The 17,163-nt window shown below is 43.4% G+C and carries 3 protein-coding genes; 1 reads left to right on the top strand and 2 read right to left on the bottom strand.

What is annotated here, in order from left to right; all coding sequences use genetic code 11:
* The coding region (locus tag AACM45_RS18305; RefSeq protein WP_339144455.1) for a Kelch repeat-containing protein at positions 1 to 6,064 on the bottom strand (6,064 nt) is incomplete at its 3' end.
* A 268-nt stretch (positions 6,065 to 6,332) separates the two neighbouring features.
* Here AACM45_RS18305 and AACM45_RS18310 point away from each other — a divergent pair.
* A complete protein-coding gene (locus AACM45_RS18310) occupies positions 6,333 to 7,073 on the top strand; it encodes a tyrosine-protein phosphatase (protein ID WP_339144457.1) in 741 nt (246 codons plus the stop codon).
* An 80-nt stretch (positions 7,074 to 7,153) separates the two neighbouring features.
* Here AACM45_RS18310 and AACM45_RS18315 read toward each other — a convergent pair whose 3' ends face one another.
* Complete coding sequence (locus AACM45_RS18315) at positions 7,154 to 16,456, bottom strand: PKD domain-containing protein (protein WP_339144458.1); 9,303 nt, start codon at positions 16,454 to 16,456, stop codon at positions 7,154 to 7,156.
* Positions 16,457 to 17,163: the final 707 nt, after the last annotated feature.

The raw sequence follows: 17,163 nt of genomic DNA on the forward strand, positions 1-17,163 counted from the left end.
CGTCCACCGTCGTACCATCGGCCAAGTCCCCGAAATCCTCCCACCATACCACATCGGTATCGCTTTGGTCAGATTCTACGGTCCAAGTGAAATTCGTGATTAGGGGTAAAGACCCTGGTTTAGAAACTGTAACCACAACCGTGTATACACCATTTCCGTTTATACCACCAGAAGAGGCTCCAATGTCAATAGTACCGAATATTAGTCCATTTGTAGGCTCTATACTTATTCCGCTAGGTTGACCTTCTATTGCATAGTTAAAGTTAACTGCGGGATTGCCACCGGTGGCGGCAACCCCAAAACTACCCACAGTATCTTCCTCAAAGTTGAACTGATTTACAATAGGATCAACCTCAACCGGCGGAAATTGTGGGGCATCACTATTAAGTTGTAACCATTGGGTAGTGGGTACCAAATCTGAAGTACCATTGATCCCACCGCCCGAAATAAAAAGTCTATTCCCAAAAGCTTGTGCTACGGCGGACTGTCTAGGGTTATGGAGGGTACAGATGTTTGACCATTGATTTGTCGAAGGGTCATATTGGGTTACATCGTCACTGAAAACACCATTTTCTTCTTGCCCACCTACAATGATTATCCGCCCATCGAATACTGTAGTGCCTGGTTCAAAATGGGAACGCACCGCGGGAAGATCAGCGACAGGGGTCCATGTATCCGTGGCACTATCATAGGCTTCCACCGTGGTAACCGGTTCCCTAGGGTTTAAATGTCCAATCTGTCCTCCTATAGCATATACAATACCATTCACGGTCTCAGCGCTATGATGGTTTCTTGGCACCAACATAGGAGCCGCCGTAGCCCAACCTGCCCCAAGGTTTGTGACGTCCAATGTAAAATGATTTCCTATAACAGTTTCGACATCATCCTCTAAACCTCCAAAGAAATGAATGATGTTCCCATTAAGTGTTGCCTCCCCAGAGGCTACGGCCATAGGTAGGTCCGGCCCTAGACTCCAGGTATCGGTAGCAATATCATAGATATGCACCCTCTCTGATATAACGGTATTTGAGGAAAGGTTTCCCACGATACCGCCAATCAACCATATCTGATTTTCGGCAACAACACTACCCATATGGGTTAGTGGTTCCGGTAAATCGGCTCCAACTGTCCATGTATCATTAGAAATATCATAGATTTCAAGATGGTCATTGGCGTTAATGCCTGCTGACCATCCTCCCATAACATAAATCTTATCATCAAGAATCTCACTTCTGGCTTGAAAGCGACTGAAATTCGCATCTGCCGCATTATTCAGCAAACAGAGAGACCCCCCCATTATCGTCCATGTAAAAGAAACCTCATCCGGTAAAGACCCTGCTTTTGCAACCGTTACGGTGACGTTGTATATTCCATCTCCATTAGTTCCCCCAACGGAGGCTCCTGAATCAATGATACCAGATATTTCTCCCGTGACTGAATCAATTCCAATTCCCTCAGGTTGACCAGCAATACTAAAAATAAAATTTGCTGATGGATCTCCACCAGAGGCCATCGCTGTAAGCCCCGAGACGATACCACCCATCTCGTTGAATTGATTGGCTATTGGACTTGCGGTGATGATGGGAAAATCAGAAGGCGAACTGGTGTATAATTCCAAAGCGGATAGCTTGGGTTGGTCTACACCATCTGGGCCCAAGGCATCAAAATACAGATTCAGCTCCCCATCTGTGATCGAGACCAAAAAACTTCTAGTCACTTGGCTCTCTGCGCCTACCTCTGCAAAAATATCGTAATCATCCAAAATGAGAGATCCTTCAGCTGTAACATCAAAGATTCTGCTTCCCACACCGCCGGAACCACCTCCATTAGCACCAAAATAGATTTCGGCAAAATGGAGTACCACCTCATACTCTCCATTGGGCACTACAAAATCATAGGAAAACTCCTCCGGGGGATTGGAACTTCGTTCCGTTTGATAAAGTGGTGAGACACTTGCGTTGGTATTGGCAAACCCATTACCCCCTGTAAAGTTGGAGTCTGCAGAAAATACTATTCCATTTAGTGTTACTTGAGGGCCACCAGCATTGATCCTCAATAAAGGCTCTCTAGAAGGAGGGGATGATACTCCGTCAATAGTAAGGTCAATATTCAAGAAACCGGAATTGTTGTATTGAATCTGCAACGTGATCGGGCTGCTTGGAAGACCGTTGTATGAAACCGCTAATTCATGGGTTGATCCAGGAAGTAAAAGTTGATTGACTAAATTTCCATTCGGGAAACTAAAGTTCTCCGAACCCGTACCCAAAACCTGAACTGAATTTATGATAACCCCAGTGTTTCCATCAGCAACTTGTATGTTTATGGCCTCCTGTGAACCTGTTGCATTAAAATTCAAAGTACTCGGGCTTTGAACAACACTTGGAACCAAAGGGTCCCCTACAGGATTTGCCCCACCTAAACACTCCAAGTTATGTTGAAATCCTCCTGCGGGAGCCAAATCCGAACCGGCAGTGATAAAAACCCCATCGCCAGAGACAATGGCTTGGGAAGCCCTTCTACCGAAATTCGTATCTTGTAATCGACGCCATGTTTCAGATACAGGATCAAACTCTTCAGATATAGTAGTAACCGCATCTTCTATAAATTCCCCGTCAACAATTTGATCTCTAACCGAGCCACCTACAGCAATAATGCGATTATTGAACATAGCCAACATCGCTCCAATTCTTGGGGTTGGCATATTTTGGGCAGCATCTAAGGTAGACCATGTCTGCGTGGTAAAATTATACACATCAACCTGGGCGATTGCCGGGGCAAATATTTGAGTGCCTCCAGATTGACGCCCCCCCATGACATATAGATTGTCATCCATAACAATTGCCTGAAAATGATCCCTTGCAATAGGAGCATCCTCTAAAGGGGTCCATGTTCCTGTTTGGGGATCATATTCATCAAACCACGGCACATACCCTCCATTATGACCATTTGTGTTCCCTCCTACAATATAGAATCTACCGTCATAAACCACCACACCTGCTGCCCCTCTACGTCTATTTTCTGGGATTTCCGGGCCTTGGATCCATTCTTCATTGGCTGGGTCAAAAATCCAGATATGTTCCGTAGCGATATCATTTGGAAAATTATCCCCTGTCAAGGAAGCCAATATCCAAATCAAACCGTTGTACTCCACACATTGAAAGTGGTTCAACAAAACTGGTGCGGATTCTGGCAAGGTACTCCATGAGTTTGTGGTGTAGTCATATACATCAACATTGGCACTTTCCCTTCCTCCTATGAGGTAAAATCGGTTTCCTGCCTGTACAAATCCGTTTTCATGTCGTGCCGAATAGTTTTCTTGGTCATCTTTGTCAACCCACGCCAAATTGGCGTTATCCGTTTCACCGGTATCTTCTAAATTCACATTCAAAAAATCCCAGGTACCTTCTACTTCCACCCCAGGAGCGTTTGAAGTCCCTATGAGTCCCACGGCTAAATCCAATGTGGTGTTTTGTAAGGCGGTAAGGATTGCACCTTCTGCCATAATCGTACCCAATGTTTGGCGGCCGTTGCCATCCAGGTTATACTCCAAGATGATCTGGCCAGTTTGAGGATTCACCACAAAAAAGAACACGACATTACCCGTGGGACGTTCTCCTGCATCCATTGCAAGGCTAATCGGTGCCCTAGGTATATCACCTATCTCTTGTTGCGCAAAGATGCCACTTGGTGTCAGTACGAACTTGATGTAATTGCGCTGCGTACCGTCCCCGATGAACAATCCCAATTCCCCATTTGGTGCCATGGAATTGCCATACAATTGAAGCGGTTGATTAAAATTCCCAATGGAACCTGATACCGTAAATATTCCTGTACTACTATCGACTTGGATGCCGTATTGAAACCCTTTTTCTTGGGTGTTTGCCAATCCTAAGGCCGTACCTGAAGTCATTTGCATGGTCATCGCTCCGATAGCTCCACCCAAAATATCATTGGGATTAGGGTCATTCGTATCATCACGCCGGTCAAGATAATCCAACCAATTGGCTCCAGATGCACCATTATTCATAAGCCCCGTCATTCCTAAGCCTAAAAATCCGCCTAAATGGGTATCGGAGAAAAGGCTATTGAAAACGGGAAGAGTGAAGGCATCACTACCACTTGTAGTTGGGTCGCCCAACTGAAAAGGGTCTTCTGCATCAGGGATACCATCTGCATCGTCGTCAGGATCGTTAAAATCTGAAACCAATTGCCCGCCTACAGAAAAATCAAAGTCGTTGGGTCGTGCGCCCCCGTTACATATATCCGTACCATTATCCAACTCATCTTGATTTGTGTAGCCATCATTATCATTGTCAGCTTGTGGATCATAATTAACATCACCTTGGACCAAACATTCCACAAAGTCTTGGGGTTCTAAAACGCTGATGGACCCCCCAAGCATACCAACCCATATAGTGCCTGGAAAAATATCCGTATCGCTATTGCAACTTACCCCAAGGGCATTACCCCCTAGACCTGAAGCAAAATTTGGTGTAAATTCTGCTGACAGACCGTTCTCATCTAACTGTACCCGCCGTAGAAGGCCATTATTCACCCCTGCAATCAAGTCTCCCTGCATGGCACCGTTAAAATTAGAGGCTGTGTATTCATCTATCCCATTCGTATTGGTACCCCAAATTACCACAGGTTTATCCGTCGGACCGTCTGGATTGGAAAGTCTTGGACCTCGCCAGTCGCCCTCAACCGTGTTCGCAAGGGCTAATGGTACCGGAGGCCAATCTGCGGGGAGACCTATGTTTGGGTCCGTTGTCGACCCAAGAGTACTGCCATCTGGGTCGTACAACTCTGTACGGAATACGGCATTGGCCGTACCAAACTGGTCTGGTGCGGTAAAAAGACCTGCTCCAGAGGGATTGGCACGTATTGGATTAGGGTGGCCCGCATAAAAACTTCCAAACAGATAGTTTTGGATATCAGTGGTAATCAGTTCCAGATGGTCTTCATTATTTATCTGTTCACTACCTGAAGCTGATGAGCTACCAGGTTCTGAGGGGTCATAAAAATTTGTGGCATTGCCGCCCCCTTCGTTGGTGGGAAAACCGCCCCAACCTCCATTGGCACCATTGTCGGTAACGTAGACCGCCCCACTTTGGGTTACTACTAAATCATAGGCGTTGCGATACCCCGGTGAAAAAATCTGTACAGGCCCCCCGATGACTAGCTTTGCTTGATTTAATCCATCGTTGCCTCCCCAGGGGTCATTTATATCAATAGGGGAATAGTTCGCATCTTGTGGGTCTTCAGATGCAGGATTGCCCAAAATATCTATGTTGGGTCTTGTTGGGTCGTCCAACGTGGGTAGGTCGTAAATATAAGCTCTACCATTGTCATTTAATATCGGCATTTCTTCCAATGCTGTCAAATCTATTGAAAGTACTGCAGCAGATAGGGCATACTCCGTTAAAAAAGCGAAATTTACCGAGGGTGCTCCGGCGTTTGCATTACCTCCCTGTGCGACAATGAGATATTCCCGGCCGTTTATGGTTGTAAATTCCAATCCGTTGTTAGCATGATTTTCCTCAGAACGTGGAAGCCCCCTAACAATATCAACGGTATCCCAACCACTACCATTCCAAGTTAATCGTGTAATCACCCCAGAGTTGGTGTCTAAATCCACATCCCCGTTTCCACCATTGAATCCGCCACCGATTCTAAAGTCACTAGAGTTTACGTAGATAATGGGTTGTTCTGAAGTACCCGCTACCGTAAGCCCCGTAGTCTCGCGCTCCACGCCCGCAAAGGAAGTACCGTCATCGTTGTGGTTGGCAATCGACTGAATACCGTCCAGTACCTCGATAGCAGTTACCTCATAGTCCGTCGCACTGTTGCGTGTAACCGTCAAAATCTTGATCAAACCAGGGTATTCAGCGACATAAAGCCTTCCATCCGGACCAAACATCAAAGAGGTCACTCCATTGGAAACATCCCCTAAACCGTTAAAATCAAGCTGGGTCTGTGTGAAACTTTGAGAAAATACCTTTGAAGAAAATAAAAGAATCAGTGCCTGAAAAACTAAAATCCCCCGGAAGTAATTTTTTTTCATATCAATACTTTGTTTAGGTTCTTTGGGGGAGTTACGAAGATAAAATCCCTTACAAGATTGGGAAACATAGGATAAATCTATTAGACAAATAGCCATTAAAATCGGTGAATGTCATGTTGCCCAACAATTCTTATGGCCAATGATTTAGATACCTTGTTACAAATCATTAAATCGTAAAAATCTATTTTTACATCAGATTGTGAAGAGGTTTTTTTAGTCCTCTGTTGAAAATCTTTTTTCAAACCTTATTTTTATCCCAAATTTTTTTATGTTAAGCTTTTTTTCAAATAAGGGGTACCTTGTTGATGTCCTAGCCGGACTTGTTGATATACACAATCATATATTGCCGGGAATCGATGATGGTGCCAAGACCCCTAATGATTCATTGGAACTTATAAAAGGGTTTGGTGAGTTTGGTGTCACAAATTTTTTATGTACACCTCACATTATGCATAATTACTACCCTAATACCCCTGGCACTATACAGAGCTCTTTCGAAATCTTGGAAAAAGCACTTGAAAAAAAAGACATAGGTGGTGTATCTATTTATCCAGCGGCAGAGCATATGATTGATGATAATTTCGAACAATTATTACATAAAGATGAGGTTATGCCCCTGAAAATGTATCATCTGTTAATCGAAATGTCTTTTTTACAGCCCCCAATAAATTTTAAAATAGCGTTGGATAAAATTATTTCCAAAGGACTCTTTCCTATATTGGCACACCCTGAACGCTATATATTTTTGAAGAGTAATTCAAGCCGATTTTTAAGTTATAAAAAAAAAGGTGTCTTATTTCAGGTCAACCTTTTGTCATTGGCCAATTATTATGGAAAGGACGTAAAATTAAAAGCAATCAAGCTCATGGAAAACGATCTCATTGATTTTGTGGGAAGCGATGTACATAATATACAACAGCTTAATTTTCTTAAAGAGGCAACTGTCACAAAAAAGACGGCAAAAAGACTTGATATAATCATCAATAGAACCATTGAACAGTTCTATTAATAAATCTTAAGTAAGAATAGGTATAAAAAAAGGGAAAAATGTACATTTTTCCCTTTCCCATTATAAGAAATATTTTGGGTTTAATTCTTTACCAAAAGCTCAATGCCAATAGGATCGCCTTGGTTCATTTCTATTGTTATGTAATAAAGTCCATCCCTCAGGCTTGATATTGGAATAGTATATTGTTCACCGTCGAAAATTTCAAGCGGATCAAATGAGCCTAAAAGCCTTCCTGTAGAGTCGTGCAGTTTAATCCTGATAGCCATGTTCCCGATTGGCAGGTTCACGACTTGAAGGGTCGCAAAATTTGATGCCGGATTGGGTGCAACAATAGCAGCCATTTCCACCCCTAATGTTGTATTATCCATTACTTCGATAGTTATTGATGCAGAATCTGACAACCCCTGTCCATCTTGAACTGTAAGTGTTACTTGATACGATCCCGAAACTTCAAAAGTATAGGTTGGATTTGCCTCAGTAGATAAATTACCGTCACCAAAATCCCATGAATAACTTACAATACCGACATCATCAGTTGAGCCAATACCTGTGAAAGTGACTTCTAATGGTGCGTTACCACTAATTGGTGTGGCTTCCACCATGGCAACAGGCGCTTGATTGCCACTCGATTCCGTAACCTGAATAGTAACTTCATCAGAATCAACAAGCCCTTCCCCATCAGTAACCAGAAGTTCGACAGTATACATTCCTGGTGAATTGAAAATATGGGTAGGATCAGCCTCCGTGCTGGTTCCACCATCACCGAAATCCCATAAATAGCTTATTATACCCACATCGTCCGTCGAGTTACTTCCTGTGAAGTTAACTTCCAATGGAGCATCTCCATTAATCGGCGTGGCCTCGGCCGTAGCGACTGGGGCTTGATTGCCCCCCGGTTCAGTAACTTGAATGATTACCGTTGCCATATCCGTCAATCCTTCATTATCCGCCACCGTCAATATTACATTATACGTACCTACAGTGTCAAACGTATAAGTAGGATCGGCTTCGTTTGAGACACTGCCGTCGCCAAAATCCCATGCATAGGATATTACGGCAGAATCATCGGTTGAGTTGCTACCCATAAAGCTAACCTCTAATGGAGCATTCCCATTAAGTGGTGTAGCCTCAGCAATTGCGACAGGCGCTTCATTAGGCAGTGGTTCATCGACTGTAATCGTAATGATATCGGTACCCATGAGCCCTTCTTCATCCACTACGGTCAAGGACACATTATAAACACCCGGAATTTCAAAAGTGTACACTGGGTTAATTTCTTCGGATGTTATGCCGTTCTGAAAATCCCAAAAATAGCTGACAATACCCGAATCATCTGTTGAGCCAGTAGCATCAAAAATCACTGGTAATGGGGCTTCACCTTGGGTTGGGTTCGCAGTCGCAAGGGCCGTAGGAGGTTGATTTCCGGTACCTGACACCGTAATGGTAACGGTATCCATATCAGTCAAACCTTCTCCATCGGTAACTATCAATTGAACACTATAAACCCCTGGAGCATCGAAGATGTAAATAGGACTTTCTTCCGTAGAGGTACCACCATCAGCAAAATTCCAAAAGTAAGATGCCACGGCAACATCATCCGTCGAGTTACTTCCTGTGAAGTTAACCTCAAGCGGTGAGTTACCGTTCAATGGTGTCGCTTCAGCAATGGCCATTGGGGGTAGATTGGGCTGATTTACCGTTATAGTCACTTCATCTGTATCTATAAGTCCTTCTTCATCGGTTACCATGAGCGTGGCTACATAAGTACCTGGTACCATATAAGTATAGGTAAGATCCGCTTCGGTTGAGGTACCTCCATCACCAAAGTTCCACATATACTCTAGAAAACCAACATCATCAGTAGAGTTACTTCCCGTAAAAGACACGTCTAAGGGGGCATCACCGCTGATTGGTGTCGCTTCGGCAACAGCTACTGGAGGTAGATTGGAACTATTCACCGTTATGGTCACCACGTCTGTGCTTACAAGCCCTTCGATATCAGTAACACTAAGAACCACATCGTAAATGCCAGGTTCACTAAAGATATAAGTAGGGCTGACTTCGGTCGATGTTCCTCCATCAATAAAATCCCAAGTATAATCCATAATCATAATGTCATCGGTAGAAGCATTACCATCAAAGACAACTTCAAGCGGGGCGGTTCCCTCGACAATATTGGCAGATGCCACAGCAGTTGGGGGTATGCCCGTCCCTTCTACGGTAATTGTGATACTCTTTGTATCTGAGTTGCCATCTATATCGCCTACGGTCAAATCGACACTGAAGGTACCGATTGTATTGAACGTATGACTTGGATCGGCATTGGTAGAAGTCGTTCCGTCTTTAAAATTCCATAGATAACTTGTGACCCCGACATCATCCAAAGAATTGCTTCCCGTAAAATCTACCGTCAATGGAACGACACCATTTATAACATTGGCTTCAGGTACGGCTATTAGATCTCCTGGCTCGCCTACATACCATACAAAATCAATGGTCTCGTCATTTGGCGGATCACCATCATCCGTAACCATAACAGATACGTTGTACGGGCTATTTTCCGCCGCACCTGGTCCATTAGTATCCCCATTCCTCTGGGATTCGGCTGCATCCGTGAGATTATCGGTATTATAATTGAACCCATAAGTATCTACTTTATACAACGCCAAGCGATCTATTGCGTGGCCCAAAGAACGTTCTGAAATCTCCATTGTATACGTTCCCGGATTCACGAACCATACATATATGGAGTGTGGATCGAAATCACTAGTACGTGCCTGCCAATCATATACTTGGGAGTTTCCCCCACTCCTATATATTTTAAAAAAACCGTTCGAACTATTGCCGATGGGTTCCGTACCTAAATCTTGATTTATAGGAGTGTTTGACCCATCTAGTTCAGCAGTTTCCAAACCAATAGTCTCGCGTCCACTATCTCCGGGGAATACTAAATCCGTTGTATTATTGGACTGTAGTAAGTTAATGATATCCAATTCGCTACCTGGGTTGCCAAGGCTTTCGTCAATTCCGAAAAACCAAACGTCGTCATTATTAGGAAATTTAAGCCAGTTATCATTTTCATCAGTGGAACTTGTTCCGCTATAAAAACTTCTCCAATTAACCCGGTACACTCCTGGTGTACTTATTGTGATATCATAAGACAAGGTGGTACCATTTTGATTTCCAAAGCTATTGGTATTTGCGATAATACCGGTTTCACCATTCAGATTTGTAATATCCCAGCCCGTTGTATCCGTTGACTCCGCTTCTATGATGACCAAACCGTTTTCTTCTTGAAAAGGTTCATCCATACCACCTTCAATGATTCCATCATCAATCACGCCAGATATGATACCGGTATTTGGATCAATTAAAAGATCGGGAGGTAAACCACTAGCGCTGTAAGAGGTAACATTAGCACTGGTAGCCTCAATCTGCAAAGATACTGAATCTCCCTCATAACTGTATTGGTCACCAGGATTGGAAACCCCAAATGTTACGTTAGGATTATTGGTGAGTGCAATACTAACGGAGCTTGAGTTGTTGAAATTGATGGTTAAAATAGCCGTTTTGTCCGCTTCATTGCCCGTCAGGGAAACATTAAGGGTGTGCATTGAGCCAGCATTTAGCAAGCTATTGGTCAACTCACCAGATTCGATGGAAAAATCATCGGCATCGGCCCCTGTCAATTCCATTGACCTAATAAAAATACCCGTATTACCATCAGTAACATTGATATCGACATCTACTGCCGTATTATTATCAATAACCACCGTATTTGGCACAGCCAAAATACTTGCTACACTCGGGGTACCAAAAGGATTATCATCGCCTAAAAACTCCATGTTTTTTTGGTTACCACCACCCCTATTGTCTGCACCTGCCAGAATATGAATCCCAGGCCCCGAGACAATAGCCTGGGTACCATGACGCTCAAAATTCATATCGGGCAAACGCTCCCAAGACTGGGTCGTCGGATTATATTGTTCCGTAATTTTAAGGGCATCATCCGTATTGACCCCGTACACCAATTCATTTTGGACTTCCCCACCAATGACCACTAGTTTATCATCAAAATTAACAGCGGCTGCACCACCTCTAGGTGTAGGAATATTTTGATCAATGGGTAGCGTACTCCAACTTTCCGTACCAAAGTCATAAACATCTACTTCGGCAATGGTAGGTTTCCAGACACCACCAGTACCACCTGATAGCCTACCGCCTGCCGCATACAGCTTGTCACCAATGAGCACGGCTGCAAAATGATCTCTGGCATTTGGGGCATCGGCCAATGGGGTCCAAATACCCGTTGCAGGGTCATACTCATCAAACCAATTGACAAAGCCACCATCATGCCCATTAGTACTACCTGCAACTATGTAGAATTTATCATTGTAAACTACCAATCCGGCAGAGCCTCTTTGCCTACTTACTGGAATTGCCGGTCCCTGAATCCACTCTTGGTTGGCAGGGTCGAACATCCAAATAAATTCCGCAGGGGTCTCTGATGGAAAATTATTGGTTTTCAACGCTCCGATTACCCATATCAGACCTTGATACTCCGTTGCCTGAAAATGGTTAAACTCAAAGGGGGCCGAATCGACCAATGACATCCAAGAATTTGATGTGTAATCGTAAACATCAATGGTCTGGGCATTCTCACGCCCCCCCATCAAATAAAATTTATCCCCAGCTTGTACGAAAGAATTCTCATGCCTCGCAGTGTAATCCTCATTTTCGTCTTTATCGGTCCACAAGAATTCTGAGGTTATGGTCCAAGTGAATGATTTAGTGGACGGAGCTGACATCGGTTTAAATGCCGTAACCACCACTGAATGAACCCCATCGTTATTCGATCCACCCGTCGCCGCTGTTATATCTATCGTTCCGGAAATTTGACCTGTAACCGCATCAATAGAGATGCCGTCGGGTTGACCAGTCATGTAATAGGTAATTTCATCAGTTGCATTTCCACCAATGGCAGATACCGTAAAGTCCAATACATTGTTTACTTCATTGGTCTGATCTTCGATATTATCGAGAACTAGTGGATTTGATGGATCGTCAACGAAGATTTCAATTGCATTGACCAAGGGATTTTCAATTTCGTGGGCAAAAGAAATGTTCAACTCACCATCAGCCACGGATACCGGGTACGAAAGCATACCTCCTATTTGATGACCAAATCGTTCAATTATATCCAAATCATTTTCTACGATGGCCCCTTCAAGCAAAATATCAAAAACACGATCTCCTATTTCATCGGCCCCGTCAAAGCTATTCCCTACATAGAGATGAACCATATAGTCGCCATTTTCCAACGGAACCACATATTCCATTTCAGGATCCGTGGCTTCATCATAACGTTCTTCCGCAAAAATAGTATCGAATGTGGCCGCATCGATATAAGCAGGTATCGAAATATGTCTGTTTTCAAAAATTATTCCACCAAAATCTTCTATCAATCCTGTATTGACTGAATAATTATTTCCTGATTCTGCACCTTCCAGGGCATTATCCTCCCAATTGGGCCCTGCATCCGATGTTAAAATAGCACTACCCCCTGCATTGATTCTGTAGGCAAAAGGCTCTACTACATTCCATATGAAAGTGGTCGTCACTTGGTCACTCGTCAGCCCATCACTATCATCGACGGTGATGCTTACGGTGTAGGGGCTATCCGTAAAAGCGGATTCGTCAATGGTACCCCCGATTTGACCATTTGTGGGCTCAATAAATAACCCAAGAGGCAATCCAACCGCCGAAAACTGTAGATTTCCGTCACCACCTACTACCTGAACACCGAGGCTTCCATCCAATTGTTCCCCTGCATTATTAATCTGATTGGCCAAGGGATATACATATAACGGCGTTTCAGTATCAGGAGCATCCAAAATTTCTATACCATTCACTAACGGATTTTCGATAATACCATGTAAGAATTGAATGTCCAATGAGCCATCAGTGACGTTCAAAATATGCGAAATCACGGTACCGACATTATTTCCATAGGTGCCCGACAGATCAATATTGCTCAATAAGGGAAGGGTTAAGCCCTCTATATTGACATCGAAAATACGGTCACCAGCATTGGCTGTTCCCGAAAATCCGTTACCCATATAGAGGCGGATCTCATAATTACCTGGTTGTGGAACAGGAAACGAATATGAAATATTGGGATCACCCGGTTCATTATCAAATCGCTCGGATTCAAAAATCAAAAATGGAGTTGTCGAAGCATCCACAGAACTATCCGTACTGGAAATATCCCCGGAAAAAGATAGGTTATTACCCGGCGATGTAAGATATTGCGAATTATTGCCTGTAGAGTCTTCTTCCCAAGGAATATCCCCATCTATGGCAACGACCTCTCCCCCGCCAGAATTAACCCGGTATAAAACCAAAAAGCCATCGGTGACATCGACCGAAAACGTATCTTCGACAAAAAGTCCGTCTCCGTCAGTGGCCCTTATTGTAATCGTTGTTGATTCAACGGTAGAAGGATATGTCAGTGTTAATAAATTACTTGCAATATTCGCTCCAATGGCCGTATTTGTATTACTTTCTACCGTGTAGGTCAAGTTTTCAACGCCATTGTCGTCATTAAAATAATTGTTCAGGTCAATATCCTCATTTTGCGTATTGACTATTCGGGCTAAATCAGGAATCTCTTGTGCTACTATGGGCACTTCGCCTAAAACATTTAAAAAATCCCATGAACCCTCCAATTCTTTACCTGGTGTATTAGAGGTGCCAATAAAGCCGACCGCCAAGTCTAAACTACTGGTCTGAATGGCCTGTAACACGGTTCCGGTCGCATTCATAGACCCCATGGGAACCCGTGAATTCGTATCTAATTGATATTCCAACTCAACGACACCCGTGATAGGGTCTATTATAAAATAAAAGCGAATAGTAGCTGTTGGCCTATTGGCAACCGGAATATTTGCTTGAACAGGAGTGCCCGGAACATCATTAATTTCCTGTAAGGCCGTAAAACCGTCCGTGGTAACCACGAACTTAATGTAATTGCTTTGGGTTCCGTCGCCTATAAAAATGCCCAACTCACCATTGGTAACCCCATCTGTGTTTTCATATAAACGCAATGGTCCGGTAAAACCGTTCATACCTGCTATTACGGTAAATTTACCCGTTGTATTATCTACCTGTACACCATATTGATACCCTTTTTCTTGGCTATTGGCCATACCAAGTGCCGTCCCTTCGGTCATGTATGAAGTCATAATACCTGGGGCTCCGCCAAGAACATCGTTCGGATAGGGACCGACATTTGGAACATCCAACCAATCCATCCAATTCCTACCCGTATCCCCATTGTTCATAAGACCGGTCATACCCAGACCAAATATACCCCCAAGACCTTGTTGGTTATTAAATAAATCATTGAAAATCGGTAAGGTAAAGGCATCGCTACCGCCATTTGTCGGATTACCTAGTTGAAACGGATCATTGGCATCAGGTATATTATCATTGTCATCGTCGTCGTCGTTTAAATCTGAGATTAAGGGTATTCCGCCAGCCGCCTTATCAAAATCACTGGGTTGGGAACCTCCATTACAGACTCCGGTATCATTATCCTCCTCGTCTTGATTAAGATATCCGTCAGAATCACCATCAGCAGAAGAGTCATATCCTACATCACCTGGTTCCAAACATTCTAAAAAGTCTTGTGGTTCATATACCAAAATAGTTCCCCCTCCAGGATTTTGGGAACTTGTTCCGCCCAGCGTCCCAATCCAAATGGTACCAGCAAAGACTTCATCATCACCATTACAGGTTATGCCTAAGGCATCACCACTTATACCACTTAAAAAGGTTTGGTCTAAAGATTGTAAAGTACCGTCATTTTCTAACTGAACCCTTCTAATATTACCGCCGTTATGCCCTGCCAATAAATCACCTTGCATGGCACCGCCAAAGTTGGAAGCCGTATATTCATCAATACCATTAGTATTGGTTCCCCAAATAGCAATTGGATCGTCATCGGGACCGTCAGGATTTGCAACTGTTGGTCCTCGCCAATCCCCCTCTACCAGATTGGCCATCTGAACAGGAGGCCAGTTGGCAGGGAGGCCAATTGCTGGATCCATTGTAGATCCAGGTATCGAACCGTCAGGATCATAAATCAGTGTCCTGAAAACCTGCGAAGTTCCATTATCGGTATACAAACCGGCACCTGTGGGGTTTGCCCTAGTTGGGTTTGGATGCCCTCCATAATAAGAATTGAACGTATAGTTTTGGATATCCGTCGTAATCAATTGCAAATGATCTTTATTGTCAATTTGCTCACCATTGGACGGTGACTGACTTCCTGGTTCACTGGGTAAATAGTTATTGGTGGCAGAACCGCTACCTTCATTCTCAGGGAAACCACCCCATCCGCCATTAGCTCCATTATCCGTTACATATAGTGCGCCGCTTTCGGTCAAAACGAGGTCATATGCGTTTCTATATCCAGGTGATAGTATTTGCACTGGGCCGTTTGGATCGACTATGGCCTGGTTCAACCCATCGTTCCCCCCCCATGGGTCATTAACATCCACCCCGTTATAGCCTGGGGAGTCAGAATCCGTTATACCATTTACATTAGGTCTGGTAGGGTCATCCAATGTAGGTAGGTCGTAGATATAATTTCGTCCATTATCATTTTGAATGGGTAAGGCCTCAATTTCTGATAGGTTAATGGCCAAAACCGCACTGGAGAGCGCATATTCACAAGTAAATACAAAGTTGGTAGAAGGGCTTCCTGCATTGGTATGCCCCCCTTGGGCGACAATAAGATAATCATCACCTCCTATAGTAGTAAATTCAAGTCCATTGGTAGCATGGTTTTCCTCAGACCTTGGAAGTCCACGTACTATGTCCACTACATCCCATGAGCTGCCATTCCATGTAAAGCGGGTAATAACCCCAGAATTCGTATCCAAATTCACATCACCATTTCCCCCACCGGTGCCAGCACCAATACGAAAATCACTGGAAGCTACATAAACAACAGGGTTTGTAAGTGTACCCACTACGGTCATACCAGTGGTTTCCCTTTCTATACTAGAAAAGAAAGTACCATCATCATTATGGTCTGCCATGGTTTGGATACCATCAAGTTCTTCATAATTTGTTACGACGTAATCTGTGGGTCCATTTCGTTGAATGGTAAGAATCTTGATCAAACCTGGGTACTCCGCTACATATAACCTGCCATCAGGACCATACATTAATGAAGTAATTCCGTTTGAGACATCACCAAGCCCATCAAAATTCAACTCACTTTGGGCAAAATTCTGGGCAACTGTTTTGGAACAAATCATGAATACCAAAAATAGCGCGCATGACAGCAATCGATTGGGGTAATTTTTTTTCATAGTAACAAATAAGTTCAGCAATTTTTTGTACACCAAATGGAGCGGACGTACGCGCAAAAATACTTCAATGTGGGTTCAAGAGAATGGTCGGAAGCCTATTATTCGTTCAATTCAAATTCTTTATCGATAAAATACCAAGACCTAGGTAAAGTGGCCATATAGGCTCAAAAAACAAAGAATTCAACTACAAGATTTGAAGACTATTGAAAACAAAACCAACCTGTGCAATGTTATTTTGGGTTGTGGTGTTAAAATTCCCACCACTTTTTAACTACCTGACCATAGCCGTAATCATACTTGCCTCTATAGCCAAAATTGTTCAACTTCACGTTATTTACCACGAAGGATAGTCTTTTTATTTTACCCTCTTTATGTAATTTCATGGGGAATTCCAATGCCTTGATTTCGTTAACATTAGCGCGGGTAACATAGATAAATTGATCCGCATGTTCACTAATCAGAAGAGTGTCTGGAACTATTATTAATAGAAGTGTATCAACAAATATGAAGTCTTGTTATTTTCTAGCATGTACAAGCAATACATCAACACTTTGACCCATCAACTACCCGATAGGATTCGGAGGCACCGTACTATCAAAAAATATATCAATTGGATTGTTCATCAAAAGCAAAAAAATCTCTTTAAGTTCAGGCTATCACCGAACAAAAAATAGGTCAACCCTTAATCAGCTTGGACTCAGTCAACT

Origin of the sequence: Croceitalea sp. MTPC5 (assembly GCF_036985505.1) — a bacterium.
Classification (GTDB): Bacteria; Bacteroidota; Bacteroidia; order Flavobacteriales; family Flavobacteriaceae; genus Croceitalea.